The 16,900-nt window shown below is 63.4% G+C and carries 13 protein-coding genes and 1 tRNA gene; 12 read left to right on the forward strand and 2 right to left on the reverse strand.

What is annotated here, in order from left to right:
* Positions 1–100 precede the first annotated feature (100 nt).
* The 7 genes from fdnG to AWB66_RS20795 all read left to right on the forward strand — a co-directional run bounded on the left by fdnG (position 101) and on the right by AWB66_RS20795 (position 9,492).
* Positions 101–3,169 carry a formate dehydrogenase-N subunit alpha gene (gene fdnG / locus AWB66_RS20765; protein WP_143328354.1) on the forward strand — a complete coding sequence of 1,023 codons (3,069 nt, stop codon included), beginning with the start codon at positions 101–103 and terminating at the stop codon, positions 3,167–3,169.
* A gap of 10 nt (positions 3,170–3,179) precedes the next feature.
* Entirely contained in the window at positions 3,180–4,118 is a 939-nt protein-coding gene (gene fdxH, locus AWB66_RS20770) for a formate dehydrogenase subunit beta (RefSeq protein ID WP_087632060.1), read from the forward strand.
* Positions 4,105–4,764 (forward strand): formate dehydrogenase subunit gamma, encoded by a 660-nt coding sequence (locus AWB66_RS20775; RefSeq protein WP_087632061.1) that lies wholly within the window; start codon positions 4,105–4,107, stop codon positions 4,762–4,764. The genes fdxH and AWB66_RS20775 overlap by 14 nt, the downstream gene beginning before the upstream one ends.
* A 205-nt stretch (positions 4,765–4,969) precedes the next feature.
* Positions 4,970–5,953, forward strand: coding sequence for a formate dehydrogenase accessory protein FdhE (gene fdhE, locus AWB66_RS20780; RefSeq protein ID WP_087632062.1), 984 nt, complete (start codon positions 4,970–4,972; stop codon positions 5,951–5,953).
* A gap of 63 nt (positions 5,954–6,016) precedes the next feature.
* Positions 6,017–7,453 (forward strand): L-seryl-tRNA(Sec) selenium transferase, encoded by a 1,437-nt coding sequence (gene selA / locus AWB66_RS20785; RefSeq protein WP_087632063.1) that lies wholly within the window; start codon positions 6,017–6,019, stop codon positions 7,451–7,453.
* Positions 7,450–9,360, forward strand: coding sequence for a selenocysteine-specific translation elongation factor (gene selB, locus AWB66_RS20790; RefSeq protein ID WP_087632064.1), 1,911 nt, complete (start codon positions 7,450–7,452; stop codon positions 9,358–9,360). The genes selA and selB overlap by 4 nt, the downstream gene beginning before the upstream one ends.
* Before the next feature lie 36 nt (positions 9,361–9,396).
* Positions 9,397–9,492: transfer RNA gene (locus AWB66_RS20795), tRNA-Sec, on the forward strand.
* A gap of 36 nt (positions 9,493–9,528) precedes the next feature.
* On the opposite strand, the gene AWB66_RS20800 is transcribed toward AWB66_RS20795, so the two are convergent.
* Entirely contained in the window at positions 9,529–9,999 is a 471-nt protein-coding gene (locus tag AWB66_RS20800; RefSeq protein ID WP_235021183.1) for a 3-hydroxyacyl-CoA dehydrogenase family protein, read from the reverse strand.
* On the opposite strand from AWB66_RS20800, the gene AWB66_RS20805 reads away from it, so the two are divergent.
* The 5 genes from AWB66_RS20805 to AWB66_RS20825 all read left to right on the forward strand — a co-directional run bounded on the left by AWB66_RS20805 (position 9,998) and on the right by AWB66_RS20825 (position 15,629).
* The gene (locus AWB66_RS20805; RefSeq protein ID WP_087632065.1) at positions 9,998–11,911 is read left to right on the forward strand and encodes an FAD-binding monooxygenase; all 1,914 of its coding nucleotides are present in this window, start codon (positions 9,998–10,000) and stop codon (positions 11,909–11,911) included. The two genes, AWB66_RS20800 and AWB66_RS20805, sit on opposite strands and share 2 nt — an antisense overlap.
* A gap of 3 nt (positions 11,912–11,914) precedes the next feature.
* On the forward strand, positions 11,915–12,355 hold the full coding sequence (locus tag AWB66_RS20810) for a MarR family winged helix-turn-helix transcriptional regulator (RefSeq protein ID WP_087632066.1): 441 nt from the start codon (positions 11,915–11,917) through the stop codon (positions 12,353–12,355).
* A 47-nt stretch (positions 12,356–12,402) separates the two neighbouring features.
* The gene (locus AWB66_RS20815) at positions 12,403–12,849 is read left to right on the forward strand and encodes a VOC family protein (protein ID WP_087632067.1); all 447 of its coding nucleotides are present in this window, start codon (positions 12,403–12,405) and stop codon (positions 12,847–12,849) included.
* Positions 12,850–13,054: 205 nt separating this feature from the next.
* Positions 13,055–14,740 carry an arylsulfatase gene (locus AWB66_RS20820; protein ID WP_087632121.1) on the forward strand — a complete coding sequence of 562 codons (1,686 nt, stop codon included), beginning with the start codon at positions 13,055–13,057 and terminating at the stop codon, positions 14,738–14,740.
* A 124-nt stretch (positions 14,741–14,864) separates the two neighbouring features.
* Complete coding sequence (locus tag AWB66_RS20825) at positions 14,865–15,629, forward strand: bestrophin-like domain (protein ID WP_087632068.1); 765 nt, start codon at positions 14,865–14,867, stop codon at positions 15,627–15,629.
* 52 nt (positions 15,630–15,681) lie between these two features.
* Here AWB66_RS20825 and prpF read toward each other — a convergent pair whose 3' ends face one another.
* Positions 15,682–16,863 carry a 2-methylaconitate cis-trans isomerase PrpF gene (prpF, locus tag AWB66_RS20830; RefSeq protein WP_087632122.1) on the reverse strand — a complete coding sequence of 394 codons (1,182 nt, stop codon included), beginning with the start codon at positions 16,861–16,863 and terminating at the stop codon, positions 15,682–15,684.
* Positions 16,864–16,900 lie beyond the last annotated feature (37 nt).

The following is a 16,900-nucleotide window of genomic DNA, read 5'->3' on the forward strand; positions in this document are numbered from 1 at the left end:
AATCCGGCCCCGCGCCCGCCCGCGTGCCTGGCGTGTCGGGCGAAAGGCGAATGTTATCTCTATAATTCACGAACCCCCCACAAGAAAGCCTGAGGCGACCATGTTGCAAATGTCCAGGCGACAGTTCCTGAAGGTCTCCGCGAGCACGCTCGCCGGATCGAGTCTGGCCCTGATGGGCTTCTCGCCGGCGCCCGCGCTCGCCGAGGTCCGCCAATACAAACTGTCGCGTACCACAGAAACACGCAATACCTGTCCGTACTGCTCCGTCGGCTGCGGCATCCTGATGTACGGCCTCGGCGACAACGCCAAGAACGCGAAGTCGAGCATCATCCACATCGAAGGCGATCCCGATCATCCGGTCAATCGCGGCACGCTGTGTCCGAAAGGCGCCTCGCTCATCGACTTCATTCACAGCCCGAGCCGTCTGAAATATCCCGAGTATCGCGCGGCCGGGTCGGACGAATGGAAGCGCATCTCGTGGGAAGACGCGCTCGATCGCATCGCGGCCCTGATGAAGGAAGACCGCGACGCGAACTTCGTCGAGACCACGCCGGACGGCAAGAAGGTGAATCGCTGGCTGACGACCGGCATGCTCGCCGCATCGGCGGGCAGCAACGAAGTCGGATACCTGACGCACAAGACCATCCGCAGTCTCGGGATGCTCGCGTTCGACAATCAGGCTCGTGTCTGACATGGCCCGACGGTGGCAGGTCTTGCCCCGACGTTTGGCCGTGGAGCGATGACGAACCATTGGGTCGACATCAAGAACGCGGACGTAATACTTGTGATGGGCGGCAATGCCGCCGAAGCGCATCCGTGCGGCTTCAAATGGGTAACCGAGGCAAAGGCGCACCGCAAGGCGCGTCTCGTCGTGGTGGACCCGCGCTTTACGCGCACGGCATCGGTCGCGGATTTCTACGCGCCGATCCGTACCGGCACGGACATCGTGTTCCTTGGCGGCGTGATCAACTATCTGCTCACGAACGACAAGATCCAGCACGAGTACGTGAAGAACTACACGGATTTTCCGTTCATCGTGCGCGAAGACTTCGCGTTCAACGACGGACTGTTCTCCGGCTATAACGCGGAAAAACGCAACTACGACAAATCGAGCTGGGACTACGAGCGCGGCGACGACGGCTTCGCCAAGGTCGATCCGACGCTGCAACATCCGCGCTGCGTCTACAACCTGATGAAGCAGCACTACGCGCGCTACACGCCCGAACAGGTCGAGAAGACGTGCGGCACGCCGAAGGAGAAGTTCCTGAAGGTCTGCGAGATGCTGGCATCGACGGCCGTGCCGGGGCGCGCGGGCACGATCCTGTATGCGCTCGGCTGGACGCATCACTCGGTCGGCGCGCAGATGATACGCACCGGCGCGATGGTGCAGTTGCTGCTCGGCAATATCGGCATCGCGGGCGGCGGCATGAACGCGCTGCGCGGGCACTCGAACATCCAGGGTCTGACCGATCTCGGCCTGATGTCGAATCTTCTGCCGGGCTACATGACGCTGCCAATGGAAGCCGAGCAGGACTACGAGGGCTATATCGGCAAGCGCGCGACGCAGCCGCTGCGGCCGAACCAGTTGAGCTACTGGAAGAACTATCGCGCGTTCTTCGTGAGCTTCATGAAGTCGTGGTGGGGCGACAACGCGACCGCAGAGAACAACTTCGGCTACGACTATCTGCCGAAGCTCGACAAGTCTTACGACATGCTCCAGGTGTTCGAGCTGATGGCGCAGGGCAAGATGAACGGCTACATCGCGCAGGGTTTCAACCCGCTCGCGGCCGCGCCGAACAAGGCGAAGATCGGGCTTGGGCTCTCGAAGCTGAAGTGGCTCGTCATCATGGACCCGCTCGCGACCGAAACCTCGGAGTTCTGGAAGAACCACGGCGAGTTCAACGACGTCGATGCGTCGAAGATCCAGACCGAAGTGTTCCGTCTGCCGACGTCGTGCTTCGCGGAAGAACGCGGCTCGCTCGTGAGTTCGAGCCGCGTGCTGCAATGGCACTGGCAGGGCGCCGAGCCGCCGGGTGAAGCGAAGAGCGATCTGGAGATCATGTCGGGGCTGTGGCTGCGCATTCGGAAGGCTTATCAGGAAAAGGGCGGCAAGTATCCCGATCCGATCCTGAAGATGACCTGGCCGTACGCCGATCCCAAGAGTCCGACGCCCGAAGAAATCGCGATGGAGTTCAACGGACGCGCGCTCGCCGACGTCACGGACGCGGTCGACAAGACCAAGGTTCTCGCGAAGAAAGGCGAGCAACTGGCGAGCTTCGCCCAGTTGCGCGACGACGGATCGACGGCTTCCGGCTGCTGGATTTTCTGCGGATCGTGGACGCAGGCGGGCAACCAGATGGGCCGGCGCGACAACTCGGACCCGACCGGCATCGGCCAGACGCTGAACTGGGCATGGGCGTGGCCGGCGAACCGGCGCATTCTCTACAACCGCGCATCGTGCGACGTGGCGGGCAAGCCGTTCGACCCGACCCGCAAGCTGATCGCGTGGAACGGGAAGGCGTGGACCGGCCCGGACATCCCCGACTTCAAGGCGGACGAGCCGCCCGAAAACGGCATGAATCCGTTCATCATGAATCCGGAAGGCGTGGCGCGTTTCTTCGCCCGCGACGGGATGAACGAAGGTCCGTTCCCGGCGCACTACGAGCCGTTCGAGAATCCGCTCGGCTATAACCCGCTCTATCCGGACAACAAGCAGGCCGTCAGCAATCCGGCGGCGCGCGTGTTCCCGGACGACCGCGCCGCGTTCGGCACGGTAAAGGACTTCCCGCACACGGCGACCACCTATCGTCTGACCGAGCATTTCCATTACTGGACCAAGCACGCGCGCCTGAACGCGATCGTGCAGCCGCAGCAGTTCGTGGAGATCGGCGAGGATCTGGCGAAGGAGGTCGGCGTCGTCGCGGGCGATCGCGTGAAGGTATCGAGCAACCGCGGGCACATCGTCGCGGTGGCGGTGGTCACCAAGCGGATCAAGCCGCTGATGATCGAGGGGAAGAAGGTGCAGACCGTTGGTCTCCCGTTGCACTGGGGCTTCAAGGGCCTCACGCAGCCGGGCTATCTCGTCAATACGCTGACGCCTTCCGTGGGCGACGGGAATTCGCAGACACCCGAATTCAAGTCGTTCCTGGTCAAGGTCGAAAAGGCATAGGGGAAAAGAGATGGCTCTGCAATCACTGGATATCAAACGCGTCTCTGCGACCACGACGCCGCCGCCCGAGATTCGCGAACCCGCGACGGGCACGGTCGCGAAGCTGATCGACGTATCGAAGTGCATCGGCTGCAAGGCTTGCCAGACGGCGTGCATGGAGTGGAACGACCTGCGCGATGAAGTCGGCGATTCGATCGGCGTGTACGACAACCCGCGCGACCTGACCGAGCACTCGTGGACCGTCATGCGGTTCTCCGAGTACGAGAATCCGGCGGGCGACCTCGAGTGGCTGATCCGCAAGGACGGCTGCATGCATTGCGAGGACCCGGGGTGTCTCAAGGCGTGCCCGTCGCCGGGTGCGATCGTGCAGTACACGAACGGCATCGTCGATTTTCATGAAGAGAACTGCATCGGCTGCGGCTACTGCGTGACGGGCTGTCCGTTCAACGTGCCGCGCATCTCGAAGCAGGATCATCGCGCGTACAAGTGCACGCTCTGTTCCGATCGCGTCGCGGTCGGTCAGGAACCGGCCTGCGTGAAGACCTGCCCGACCGGCGCGATCATGTTCGGCACCAAGGAGGACATGCAGCATCAGGCGGCCGAACGCGTCGTCGACCTGAAGGAGCGCGGCTTCGCGAACGCCGGTCTGTACGATCCGGCGGGCGTGGGCGGCACGCACGTCATGTACGTGCTGCACCATGCGGACAAGCCGACGCTGTATCACGGCCTGCCCGAGAATCCGCACATCAGTCCGATGGTCTCGCTGTGGAAGGGGCTCGCCAAGCCGCTCGCGCTCGCCGGCATGGCGGTCGCGGCGGTGGCGGGGTTCTTCCATTACACGCGGGTCGGTCCGAACGAGGTGAGCGCGGAGGAAGAACTCGAAGCGCAGCGGGAAGGCGAGGACGCGGTGCAGCGTCGCAAAGAGGAGCGCTCAGATGAAGCACGATGACCCGAAGCACGAGTTGAGGGACGTAGAAGGCAATCGTCTGATCGTCCGCTATACGCCCAACGAGCGCAGCAACCACTGGATTACGGCGATCACGTTCGTGCTGCTCGCGCTGTCGGGGCTCGCGATGTTCCATCCGGCGATGTCGTGGCTGTACTTCGTGCTTGGCGGCGGACAATGGACGCGTATCCTGCATCCGTTCATCGGCGTGGTGATGTTCCTGTCGTTTCTGATTCTGATGCTGCGGTTCTGGCATCACAATTACCTCGACAAGAACGACGTGCAGTGGCTCAAACAGCCGCGCGACGTGCTCGGCAACCACGAGGAGAACCTGCCGGAAATCGGCCGCTACAACGCCGGGCAGAAGCTGCTGTTCTTCGTGATGGTCGCTTGCCTGTTCCTGCTGCTGGCAAGCGGGATCGTCATCTGGCGACGCTACTTCTCGTTCTACTTTCCGATCGGCATCATCCGGCTCGCGTCGGTGGTGCATGCGGTGGCGGCGTTCGTGCTGATCGTCGGCATCATCGTGCATATCTATGCGGCGATCTGGGTGAAGGGATCGGTCGGCGCGATGACGCGCGGAACAGTGACGTATGGATGGGCGAGGAAGCATCATCCGCGATGGTTCAAGGAGATCATCGGGAAGTAGTTCTTTAAGCGCTCGGTTCTTTCGGGCGATCGAGGCCACCGCGTCTTGTGCAGAGGCGGTGGCCTTTTCATTTGACGGTGCATCCGGAGCCGGGTTGTTCGCTGTGTGCGCCGACGCCGCATCATCGAAACTGCTATTCTTCAACCAGTTTTTCGGGCCGGGCATTTGCGCTTCGCGCCGGCCGTTTACGTCTCACGAGGTCCTTGTGGTCCAACGCATTCTCGAACCCGAGCAGATTACATCGCTCGATCCCTCTGCGATTCCGCGCATCCGCATGCCCGAGCGCGCAGCGGTTTTTCCGGCGCGCGCGGCGCGCCTGCGCCAACTCGCCGATGCCAGCAATCCGATCGCGGGCTATCTGCGCCTGATGGCCGCGCTCGCCGATGCACAACAGGAAACGCTCGCTTCGTTCGAAGCCACGCCGCCGAGCGCCGAGCTGCTCGCCAGCGCCCAGCAACATTCGATGCCGCTGATTCCCGCGCTCTCGGGCGTGCGCGATCCGGCGTGGCGCGAGGTCTTGCTGCGGCTCGTCGACAGGATCGAGGCCGCGGGCCCGGTCACGCCGCCGCTCGCGGAACTGTTCGTGAAGCTGCGCGCGCTCGATGCACGCACGCTCGACACCCAGGCCGACGCCCTCTTCGCCCAGCGCTTCGCGGAAGTCGATCCGGCCAGCGCGCCGTTCATCACGGCCGCGCTGCAGGTGGTATGGACCGACCTCGCGAGCCGGATCGACGCGTCGCAGGTGCCTTATCTCGACACGCCGGGCCTGTGCCCGGTCTGCGGCTCGCATCCAGTGGCGAGCGTCGTGCGGGTGGGCGGCGTCCACGATGGCTATCGCTATCTGCAATGCGGCCTGTGCGCGACCGAGTGGCACATGGTCCGCTCGAAATGCTCGAATTGCGATTCGACCAAGGGCATCGCGTATCACGCCATCGGTGCCGCCGATGCCGACAAGGAAGCCAGCGATGCGCAGGCGAAGGACGCGCCGCTCAAGGCCGAATCGTGCGACGAGTGCGGCACGTATCGCAAGATCGGGTATCAGAGCAAGGCGTACGATTTCGAACCCTTCGCGGACGACCTCGCGAGTCTCACGCTCGATCTGCTGATGGGCGAGGAAGGTTATCGGCGCGCGTCGCCGAATCCGTGGTTGTGGCCGGAGCAGGGCGGCGAAGACCGGGGTCAGGAATAACAATACGGGCATGCACCAAGCGTGCATGCACCAAGCGGGCAAGCACAAAGCGGGGAAGGCCGAGTGAGCGATGTAACGAGTGTCGAATTGAAATCGCTGATGGCGCGGGTGCCGTCGGTCGAGCGCGTGATGGCGTCGGCGGGCATGGCGCCGCTCGTCGGCGAATACGGGCGCACGCAGGCGCTCGCCGCACTGCGCCGCATTCTCGATGACTGGCGCTGCGACGCGCAGGCGGGCCGCGCTTGCGTCGATGCGCTGGGCGAAGCGCGCCTCGTGCAGGCGGTCGGCGCCGCGCTCGCGGAACGCGCGCGAGGCAAGGTCCGCAGCGTCTTCAATCTCACCGGCACGGTCCTGCATACGAATCTCGGCCGCGCGCTTTTGCCGGACGAAGCGGTGCAGGCGGTCGTCGAAGTGCTGACGCGCCCCGCGAACCTCGAATTCGATCTCGCGTCCGGCAACCGCGGCGACCGCGACGACCTGATCGACGAACTCATTTGCGAACTGACCGGCGCCGAGGCCGCGACGGTTGTCAACAACAACGCGGCGGCCGTGCTGCTCGTGCTGTCGGCGCTGGCGTCGAAGAAGGAAGTGATCGTCTCGCGCGGCGAACTGGTGGAGATCGGCGGCGCGTTCCGCATTCCCGACATCATGAGCCGCGCCGGCGCCAAGCTGCGCGAAGTGGGCACGACCAACCGCACGCATCTGAAGGATTACGACGAAGTCATCGGCGCGCGCACGGCGCTTTTGATGAAGGTTCATTGCAGCAACTACGCGATCAGCGGCTTCACGAAGGAAGTCGCGTTGCAGGAACTCGCATCGCTCGCGAAGGCGCGTCAGGTGCCGGTCGCGGTCGATCTCGGCAGCGGCACGCTCGTCGATCTGACCCAGTGGGGATTGCCGCGCGAGACCACCGTGCGCGAGACCATCGAGGCCGGCGCGGACCTCGTCACGTTCAGCGGCGACAAGCTGCTCGGCGGCCCGCAGGCGGGGCTGATCGTCGGGCGCCGCGACCTTGTCGCGAAGATCAAGAAGCATCCGTTGAAGCGCGCGCTGCGCGTCGGCAAGCTCACGCTCGCCGCGCTCGAACCCGTGCTGCGCCTTTATCGCGCGCCCGAGTTCCTGTGCGAGCGGCTCACCACGCTGCGCCTCTTCACCCGTCCCGCCGACGACATGCGCAACACCGCCGAGCGCATCGCGCCCGCGTTGCTGAGGTTCGTCGGCGAGGCGTTCTCGATCGCGGTCGAGCCGATGTTCAGCCAGATCGGCAGCGGCGCGCTGCCCGTCGACGTGCTGCCGAGCTATGGCCTGACGATCCGTCTCGCGAGCGGCAAGCGCGCGGGACGCCAGCTCAACGCGCTCGAAAAGAAGCTGCGCGAGTTGCCGCGCCCGGTGATCGGCCGCATCGCCGACGACGCATTGCGGCTCGACATGCGCTGTCTCGAATCGCGCGACGAAACGGCGTTCATCGCGCAATTGCAGGCGCTGGACACGCGCGCATGATCGTCGGAACGGCGGGGCATATCGACCACGGCAAGACCACGCTCGTGCGCGCGCTCTCGGGCGTCGATACGGACCGGCTGAAGGAAGAGAAGGCGCGCGGCATCTCGATCGAGCTCGGCTATGCCTACGTGCCGCTCGCGAACGGCGAGGTGCTCGGACTGATCGACGTGCCCGGCCACGAGAAGCTCGTGCATACGATGGCGGCGGGCGCGTGCGGCATCGACTTCGCGCTCCTCGTAATCGCCGCCGACGACGGCGTGATGCCGCAGACGCGCGAGCATCTCGCGATCCTCGAACTGCTCGGCGTCAGGCAAGGCGCGGTCGCGGTGACGAAGACGGATCGCGTCGATGCAGCGCGCCTTGGGCACGTGCACGACGAGATCGAAACATGGCTTGCGTCGAGCACGCTGGCCGGTGCGCCGCGCTTCGATACGAACGCCACGCAGGCAGACGACCCGGGCGTCGCCGCGCTCGACGCGCACTTGCGCGAAGCGGCGGCGCGCTGGCGCATGCGCCGCGACGACGGCCTCTTCCGGCTCGCGGTCGATCGCGTGTTCACGTTGAGCGGACAGGGCACGATCGTGACGGGCACGGTGTTCTCGGGCCGCGTCGATGCCGGCGACACGATGCTGCTCGCGCCGCGCGGCGAACCGGTGCGCGTGCGCAGCATCCACGCACAGAATCGCGCGGCACAGACCGGTCGAGCGGGTGAACGCTGCGCGCTGAATCTCGCCGGGATCGAAAAGGACGCGATCGCGCGTGGCGACTGGATCGTCGATGCGCGGCTTCGCGAGACGTCGCTGCGTATCGACACCGAACTCACGCTCCTGCCCGACGCGGGCATGAGCCTCACACACTGGGCGCCGCTGCACGTGCATCTCGGCACGACGCATCAGGTCGCGCACGTCGCGCTGCTGGACGGCGACGTGCTTCCGGCCGGCGACACCGCGCGCGTGCAGCTCGTTTTCGACAAGCCCGTTTGCGCGCTGCCGGGCGACCGCTTCATCGTGCGCAATGCGCAGGCGAATCGGACGGTGGGCGGCGGACGGGTGCTCGATCCATTCGGTCCCGCGCGCAAGCGCCGCACGCCGGAGCGCCGCGCATGGCTCGATGCGCTCTCGGCGATGCTCGAAACGCGACGTATCGACGGCTTGCTCGTCGAGGCGCCCTATGGCTTGAAGCGCTCGCTCGTCGAGCATCTTTGCGGCATGCCGGCCGAATCGCTCGAACTGCCGCATGGCACGCGCGCGGTGCCGTTATCCGGCGACGTGCTGTTCGTCGCGGCGACGCACTGGGATGGGCTGCAGCGGCGGCTCGTCGAGGCGCTGGCGGCATATCACGAACGCTCGCCGGATGAGCAGGGACCGGATATGGCGCGCTTGCGTCGGATTGCGGCACCGCTCGCGCCGGATGCGTTGTGGCGGGCGCTCGTCGATCGGTCGGTCGAGGAGAAGCGCATTGCGAGGAGCGGGCCGTGGCTGCATCTTCCCGCGCACTCCGTCACGCTCGATGACGCCGAGCGCGCGCTGGCCGACGTGCTGCTCTCGACAATTGCGCGGGGCCGGTTCGATCCGCCCTGGGTGCGCGATCTCGCCCGTGCGCATGACGCTAACGAGGAGCGCGTGCGGCAAGTGCTGCGCAAGCTCGCGCGGCAAGGCGAGGTGTTCCAGGTCGTGCGCGATCTCTTCTATCATCGCGACGCGGTTCGCGAGCTTGCGCGGCTCGTCGCATCGGAGGCGGCGAAGCACGATGGCCGGCTCGGCGCGGCGCCGTTTCGCGATGCGAGCGCGCTTGGCCGCAAGCGCGCGATTCAGGTTTTGGAGTTCTTCGACCGCGTTGGGTATACTCGCTTCCACCGCGACCTCCACGTGTTGCGCGTCGATAGTCGCTGGCACGAGTTGATCTGATTGTTGGCTCGTGCCACGCGCATTTTTTTCTCCGCAGGAAGGCATCCGTATCCGGTGGTGCGGCTGGGCTTCAAACCCAGTAGGGGGCGTCAGCCGCTCCCTGGTCGGTTCGACTCCGGCTGCCTTCCGCCAGTCCTTGGCTCGTGATCCGCGTGCGTCTCGCAGGCTCTAAGGAATTTTAGAAAGCTTCCGCTTCGCTTCGAGCAATTCGATCAGCAATTGGTCGCGCTGCCGAATCATTTCCAGAAAGTCGTGCGCCTGCAGCTTCGTTTCGACGCCTCTTGCCATCGATTCGATGTAGTCCTCCGTCTCGGGATATGTGCCCAAATCTCTCGCCCACTCGCGTTGAGCGGCGCCCAGATGCCGCAGCACATGCGTGATGCCACCCGAGCCGCCGGAAGCGTGAAGGTTGAGAAACGGACCGAGCCGTGCCCAGCGCACACCGGGGCCGTACGCGATCGCCGTGTCGACATCCTCCACCGTGGCGACCCCGCGCTGTACCAGACTGAGCTTGGGGACTCGCAAAGCGCTTCGTGATCTAAGGGTAAACGGCAGAATCGCCAGAATTTCTTGGATATGGTTGGTGTACGGAGTATATTGATTATTAAGGTAGTCAAGACAAACGGAGGAAGACAACATGCAATTTCATCTCAACGGTTTTCGCACGGACGACCCGATGATCGAGTCGGCCGCCGATGGCGCGCCTCGGGTCGACATGCCCGAGGCAGTCGACGTGCTCATCGTCGGAAGCGGGCCGGCAGGACTGGTGCTGGCGGCACAGTTATCGCAGTTTCCGTCGATCACGACACGCATCGTCGAACGTCGCTCGGGGCCGTTGCTCATGGGACAGGCGGACGGTGTCGCCTGCCGGACGGTCGAGATGTTCAATGCTTTCGGGCTCAGCGAGCGTTTGCTGAGAGAAGCGTATTGGGTCAATGAGACGGTATTCTGGAGACCGGACGCCGATGACCGTAACGCCATCACGCGTACTGGGCGTGTTCAGGACACCGAATCAGGAATGTCGGAGTTTCCGCATGTCATCGTGAATCAGGCGCGCTTGCAGTCGTATCTGCTCGATCTGATGCGCCGGTCCGCGCAACGGCTAGAACCGGATTACGATCTCGAGGTGGTCGACGTCAAGCGCGACGACACCGACGAATATCCGGTGCACGTCACATTGCGTCGAACGGATGAAGCGCGGCTTGGTGAAGAGGTCACCGTGCGCGCGCGTTATGCCGTGGGTTGCGACGGCGCCCGAAGCCGCGTGCGTGCGGCGATCGGACAGACGCTGATCGGCGACGCAGCCAACCACGCGTGGGGCGTCATGGATGCGCTCGCCGTTACCGATTTCCCGGACATTCGCCTCAAGGCGGCGATCCAGTCGGCAAGCAAAGGCAATCTGCTCATCATTCCGCGAGAAGGCGGCTATCTCGTGCGCTTTTACGTCGACCTGGGCGAAGTGACGCCGGAGAATCGTGACGCCATCAAGCAGACTACGGTCGAACGCATCATCCAGACCGCGCAACGCATTCTTCATCCCTATTCGCTGGACGTAAAAGAGGTTGCGTGGTTCTCGGTGTATGAAGTCGGACAACGCTTGACCGAGCGTTTCGACGATGCCATCGCGGCCGATGGAGCGACGCGCGAGCCACGTGTGTTCATCGCGGGCGATGCCTGTCATACGCACAGCGCGAAAGCGGGTCAAGGCATGAACGTGTCGATGCAGGACGGATTCAATCTCGGCTGGAAGCTTGGCGCAGTCCTGCAAGGCCGCAGCGACGCAAGTCTGTTGCGCACGTATTCGGATGAACGGCAGCCTGTCGCGCAAGAACTCATCGACTTCGACAAGGAATGGTCCGCGATGATGGCCGCTCCGCCGAAGGACCGCGATCATCCCGAGGCGGGCGGTGTCGATCCTGCGGAACTTCAGGCGTATTTCGTGCGCGCGGGTCGCTATACGGCGGGCGTGGCGACGCGTTATCGGCCAGGTGCGCTGACGGGCGAGGCGACGCACCAGCCGCTCGCGAACGGCTTCACGATCGGCACGCGCTTTCATTCGTCGCCCGTCGTTCGCTTAGCCGATGCAAAGCCCATGCATCTCGGTCACGTGGCGAGCGCTGACGGCCGGTGGCGCCTGTACGCTTTCTCGGATGCGAGCGGACACTCGCTCGAAGCGCTTTGCGAGCATCTCGCGACGTCTCCCGAGTCTGTCGTTCGTCTCGCCACACCAAACGATGCCGATGCCGATAGCGTTTTCGATCTGCGTGCGGTGTTGCAAACGCCCCATCGAGAGGTCCGGCTCGAAAATCTGCATGCGTCGTTGTTGCCGCGCAAAGGCCGATACGGCCTGATCGACTACGAGAAGGCATTTACGAGTGACGCATCGACTAATATCTTCGACGAGCGTGGCATTGACCGCGAGCGGGGTGCGCTCGTCGTGGTCCGTCCGGACCAATACGTCGCGCATGTGCTTCCGCTCGACGCCTTTGCCAAATTGAACGCGTTCTTGCGGCCCATTTTTCGAACCGATCCCATTTTGCAAAGCCGTTAGAAAGTGCCAGCCAAAATCGATCACCCAGCCGCGCTGTCCAAATTCACCGGCAGCCTTGTCCGCCGCGCTCAACAGCGGCATTCGGCTGTATGGCAAAGCGAGGTGTCCGCCGAGATCACGAGCGTCCAGTACGCGGCGCTCGAAATCCTGCAGAGGACGCCGGGAGTCAACCAGCGCCAACTCGGCGATGAGCTCGACGTGGACCGGTCGACGATTGCCGATCTCGTCGCACGCATGGTCCGCAATGAGTTGATCGAACGCTCCGACGATCCCGTCGATAAGCGTAGCTACGTGCTGTTTCTGACGTCAGCCGGCAAGAAGCAGCTTTCGACGTTGCGGCCGCGCGTCGAGGAAGTGGAGCGCATTCTGACTGCGAAGCTGACGCCGGCCGAAGTTCGAGAGTTGCGACGCATGCTCTTGGCGTTGTTGCCGTTAGACGAATAGCGCACGGTGCTACGATCGGCGCTTTGGCTCGGCGACAAGGAGACGTCATGACGGTGAAGCGTATGGACAACGTCGGCATCGTGGTTGAAGACATTGATGCGGCCATTGCGTTTTTTGCCGAACTTGGCCTTGAGCTCGAAGGGCGCGCGCCAATCGAAGGTGACTGGGCAGATGGCGTCACCGGATTGCGCGGCATGCGCGTCGAAATTGCGATGATGCGTACGCCGGACGGTCACAGCCGGCTCGAGATATCCCGATTCCTTGCGCCATCGGTGGCTGCCGATCACCGTCGCGCCCCGGTGAACGCCCTCGGCTACCTGCGCGTGATGTTCACCGTGGAGGACATCGACGATACGCTCACCCGTCTCGCTAAACACGGCGCGGAACTCGTCGGCAAAGTGGCGCAGTACGAAAACGCGTATCGGCTCTGCTACATCCGAGGCCCCGAAGGAATTCTCATCGGGCTTGCTCAAGAACTTGAGCGTGGCACTTAACTCCTCCATCAAGCGTGGACCCCGAATTGGCTAGAAGCACGCTGCGTCGCCGGCCGCGAGGCGGTGGCCTACGACCCGCCAAAAAATCGCTTGTCCATTCGCCGCTAAAACGTTATTGGTTGCGAAATCAGATTGGTGGCGCCGATTGAAGCGATGAACGAGACGTTCGTCACCGTCAGGCATGGTCGAAACTGAGGGGAAGTCCATGACACTTGGAATGCGCTTTTTTAGCCTGCCCAGCCGACGTGCATGCGCTTTGCTCACGCTCGTGACGGCGAGCCTGCTTGGCATCGCCAATCCCGGGCAGGCGCAGACGGATTCGCAGCAGCCGACGCGCCCCAATATAGTGCTGATCGTCGGCGACGACGTCGGCTGGGGCGACCTCGGCGCCTACGGCGGCGGCGAGGGACGCGGCATCCCGACGCCGAACCTCGACAGGCTGGCCGACGAGGGCATGACGTTCTACGATTTCTACGGCCAGCCGAGTTGCACGCCCGGCCGCGCCGCCCTTCAGACGGGCCGCAACCCCAATCGCAGCGGCATGACCACCGTCGCGTTCCAGGGACAGGGCGGCGGGCTGCCCAAAGCCGAATGGACGCTGGCGTCGGTATTGAAACAGGCGAAATACAACACGTACTTCACGGGTAAATGGCATCTTGGCGAAGCGGACTATGCGCTCCCCAATGCACAAGGTTACGACGACATGAAATACGTCGGCCTGTATCACCTCAACGCGTACACGTATTCCGATCCGAAGTGGTTTCCCGACATGGACCAGCAGACCCGGGACATGTTCATCAAGGTGACGACGGGCATGCTTTCGGGCAAGGCCGGCGAGAAAGCGCACGAGGATTTCAAGCTTAACGGGCAATATCAGAACGAGCCCGACAAACGGATTGTCGGCATCCCGTTCGTGGATCGCTATATCGAGAAAGCCGCGCTAGACGATATCGACGACGCCGCGCAGAAAGGACAGCCGTTCTTCATCAACGTGAACTTCATGAAGGTTCACCAGCCGAATATGCCCGATCCGGACTACATCGGCAAATCGCTGTCGAAGTCGAAATACGCGGACTCGCTCGTCGAACTCGACGCCCGCGTCGGCCGCATCATGGACAAGCTGCGCGAAAAAGGCCTCGACAAGAACACGCTCGTCTTCTTCACGACCGACAACGGCGCGTGGCAAGACGTCTATCCCGATGCGGGCTACACGCCGTTCCGAGGCACCAAGGGGACCGACCGGGAAGGCGGTGCGCGCGTACCGGCCATCGCGTGGTGGCCCGGCAAGATCAAGCCGCACTCGCGCAACTTCGACATCCTGGGCGGCCTCGATTGCATGGCGACCTTCGCGGCGCTGGCGGGCGTCGACTTGCCGAAGAACGATCGCGAAGGCAAGCCGATCATCTTCGACAGCTACGACATGTCGCCCGTGCTGTTCGGCACCGGCAAGAGCAAGCGCAATTCGTGGTTCTATTTCACGGAAAACGAACTGACGCCGGGTGCCGTGCGCGTCGGCCAGTTCAAGGCGGTGTTCAATCTCCGCGGCGACTCGGGCGTGAAGACAGGCGGTCTCGCGGTCGACACGAATCTCGGCTGGAAAGGACCCGAGAGTTACGTGGCGACGGTTCCGCAGGTGTTCGATCTTTACCAGGACCCGCAGGAGCGTTACGACATTTTCATGAACAACTACACGGAGCACACCTGGACACTGCCCACGTTCAACTTAGCGATGACGGAGCTAATGAAGTCTTACGTGAAGTATCCGCCTCGCAAGTTGCAGAGCGAAGGGTACTCGGGGCCGATCACGCTCACGCAATATGAACGGTTCAAGTATGTCCGCGACGAGCTGGAGAAGAATGGCTATAACATACCATTGCCGAGTGGAAACTGACGGCCGGCGCTCACCTTGAGAGGCTCGGCATGCGCGACATCGCCGGCAGATGAATCGCGTTTGCTCCGCCGCGTGATCGTTGAGGTTTCCGTACGTATTGAAAGTCTCTCGATGGAGGCGTCGCATGGCTGCATTCGTCGACCACCCGGCCGTCCTGTTCGTCGTGCTTCTTCTGGGTTTTATCGCGGCGGTAGCGCTCGGCGCGCTCGTGTTGAGGCGTGTTGTCCCGCTCTCCGACGAAGCGAGGGACGAGTTCAACGTAGTGCAGACCTCGACCCTGACATTACTGGCGTTGCTGATCGGCTTTAGCCTTTCGATGGCCGTGAGCCGCTACGACCAGCGCAAGACACTCGAAGAAAGCGAAGCAAATGCGATAGGCACCGAGTACGCCAGAGCGGACCTGACAAATGCTGCGATCCGGGCACAGCTGAAAAGTGAGCTTCTCCGCTATGCAAGACTGCGACTGACCCATTTTCAGACGCGAGATTCACAGGAACTTGCACGCATCGATCGCGATACGAGCAAGTTGCAGTCCGACCTATGGCTCCTTGCAATCGAGGTAGCCAAAAACCAACCCACGCCTATCGGTGCGACCGTCGTCACCGGCATGAACGACGTACTCAATTCGCAGGATTATTCGGAGGCGGCGCGGATCAATCACATTCCTGTCGGCGCGTGGTTCCTCATGTTCACCATTGCGTTCATTGCCTGTGTCGTGCAAGGCTATGGCGGCCGGGGAAAACTTCGAACAGGATTGCTGTTCACCATTCTTCCGCTCACCATCTCACTGTCGCTTGCGCTTATATCGGACGTCGACAGCCCTCGCGGCGGCCTCATCCATGTGCAGCCCCAGAACCTCAATCGACTTCTTCAATCGCTTGCGATGTGATGTGATGTGATGCGATGGACATGCGTTCGCCGTTCGCGAACGCCGTCCACGCTCAAGCCGGCACGCGCACCCATCCCTCCATCAACACCCGCGCGCTGCGGCTCATGATGGCCTTGGTGACCGACCAATCGCCGTCGACGAGCGCGGCCTGCGCGCCCACGCGCAGCGTGCCCGACGGGTGTCCGAAGCGCACGGCGTCGCGCGCATCACCACCCGCCGCGAGACTCACGAGCGTTCCCGGAATCGCAGCCGCGGTGCCGATCGCGACCGCCGCCGTGCCCATCATCGCGTGATGCAGCTTGCCCATCGACAACGCACGTACCAGCAGATCCACGTCTTCGGCGCCGATCTGCTTGCCGCTCGACGCCACATAGCCCGCCGGTTTCGCCACGAAGGCGACCTTCGGCGTGTGCTGCCGGCTGGCGATCTCGTCGATGTGTCCGATCAGGCCCATGCGGACCGCGCCGTGTGCGCGGATCGTCTCGAACATCGCGAGCGCTTTCGGATCGCCGTTGATGGCGTCCTGCAACTCGGTGCCCGTGTAGCCGATGGCTTCCGCGTTCAGGAAGATCGTCGGGATGCCGGCGTTGATCATCGTGGCCTTCAGCGTGCCGATGCCCGGAACGTCGAGATCGTCGACGAGATTGCCCGTCGGGAACATCGCGCCTCCCGCGCCGTCTTCTTCGGCCGCCGGGTTCATGAATTCGAGTTGCACTTCGGCCGCGGGGAACGTCACGCCGTCCAGTTCGAAGTCGCCGGTTTCCTGCACGGCGCCTTTTGTGACCGGCACGTGCGCGATGATCGTCTTGCCGATATTGGCCTGCCAGATGCGCACGATGGCGACGCCGTTATCCGGCACGCGCTCGGGATCGATCAGGCCGCTCGTGATCGCGAACGGTCCCACGGCGGCGGAGAGATTGCCGCAGTTGCCGCTCCAGTCGACGAACGCGCGGTCGATGGCGACCTGACCGAACAGATAGTCGACGTCGTGATCCGGCTTGCTGCTCTTCGCGACGATCACCGTCTTGCTCGTGCTCGACGTCGCGCCGCCCATGCCGTCGATCTGCTTGCCATAGGGGTCCGGGCTGCCGATGACGCGCAGCAGCAACGCATCGCGCGCGGCGCCGGGAACCTGCGCGGCCTCGGGCAGGTCCTGCAGGCGGAAGAACACGCCTTTGCTGGTGCCGCCGCGCATGTAGGTGGCGGGAATCCTGATCTGTGGAGCGTGGGTCATGGTCATGTCGTGTGCGTTGTTCGAGAGGAGGGCGCGC

This window comes from Caballeronia telluris (genome assembly GCF_001544495.1).
Taxonomy (GTDB): Bacteria; Pseudomonadota; Gammaproteobacteria; order Burkholderiales; family Burkholderiaceae; genus Caballeronia; species Caballeronia telluris.

What these genes read in the sequence shown, in the direction of transcription:
- AWB66_RS20820 (WP_087632121.1), top strand. Translation starts at nt 13,055, where the DNA reads ATGACACTTGGAATGCGCTTTTTTAGCCTGCCCAGCCGACGTGCATGC.
- AWB66_RS20800 (WP_235021183.1), bottom strand. Translation starts at nt 9,999, where the DNA reads ATGTTGTCTTCCTCCGTTTGTCTTGACTACCTTAATAATCAATATACT.
- AWB66_RS20805 (WP_087632065.1), top strand. Translation starts at nt 9,998, where the DNA reads ATGCAATTTCATCTCAACGGTTTTCGCACGGACGACCCGATGATCGAG.
- AWB66_RS20825 (WP_087632068.1), top strand. Translation starts at nt 14,865, where the DNA reads ATGGCTGCATTCGTCGACCACCCGGCCGTCCTGTTCGTCGTGCTTCTT.
- prpF (WP_087632122.1), bottom strand. Translation starts at nt 16,863, where the DNA reads ATGACCCACGCTCCACAGATCAGGATTCCCGCCACCTACATGCGCGGC.
- AWB66_RS20815 (WP_087632067.1), top strand. Translation starts at nt 12,403, where the DNA reads ATGACGGTGAAGCGTATGGACAACGTCGGCATCGTGGTTGAAGACATT.
- AWB66_RS20775 (WP_087632061.1), top strand. Translation starts at nt 4,105, where the DNA reads ATGAAGCACGATGACCCGAAGCACGAGTTGAGGGACGTAGAAGGCAAT.
- fdxH (WP_087632060.1), top strand. Translation starts at nt 3,180, where the DNA reads ATGGCTCTGCAATCACTGGATATCAAACGCGTCTCTGCGACCACGACG.
- selB (WP_087632064.1), top strand. Translation starts at nt 7,450, where the DNA reads ATGATCGTCGGAACGGCGGGGCATATCGACCACGGCAAGACCACGCTC.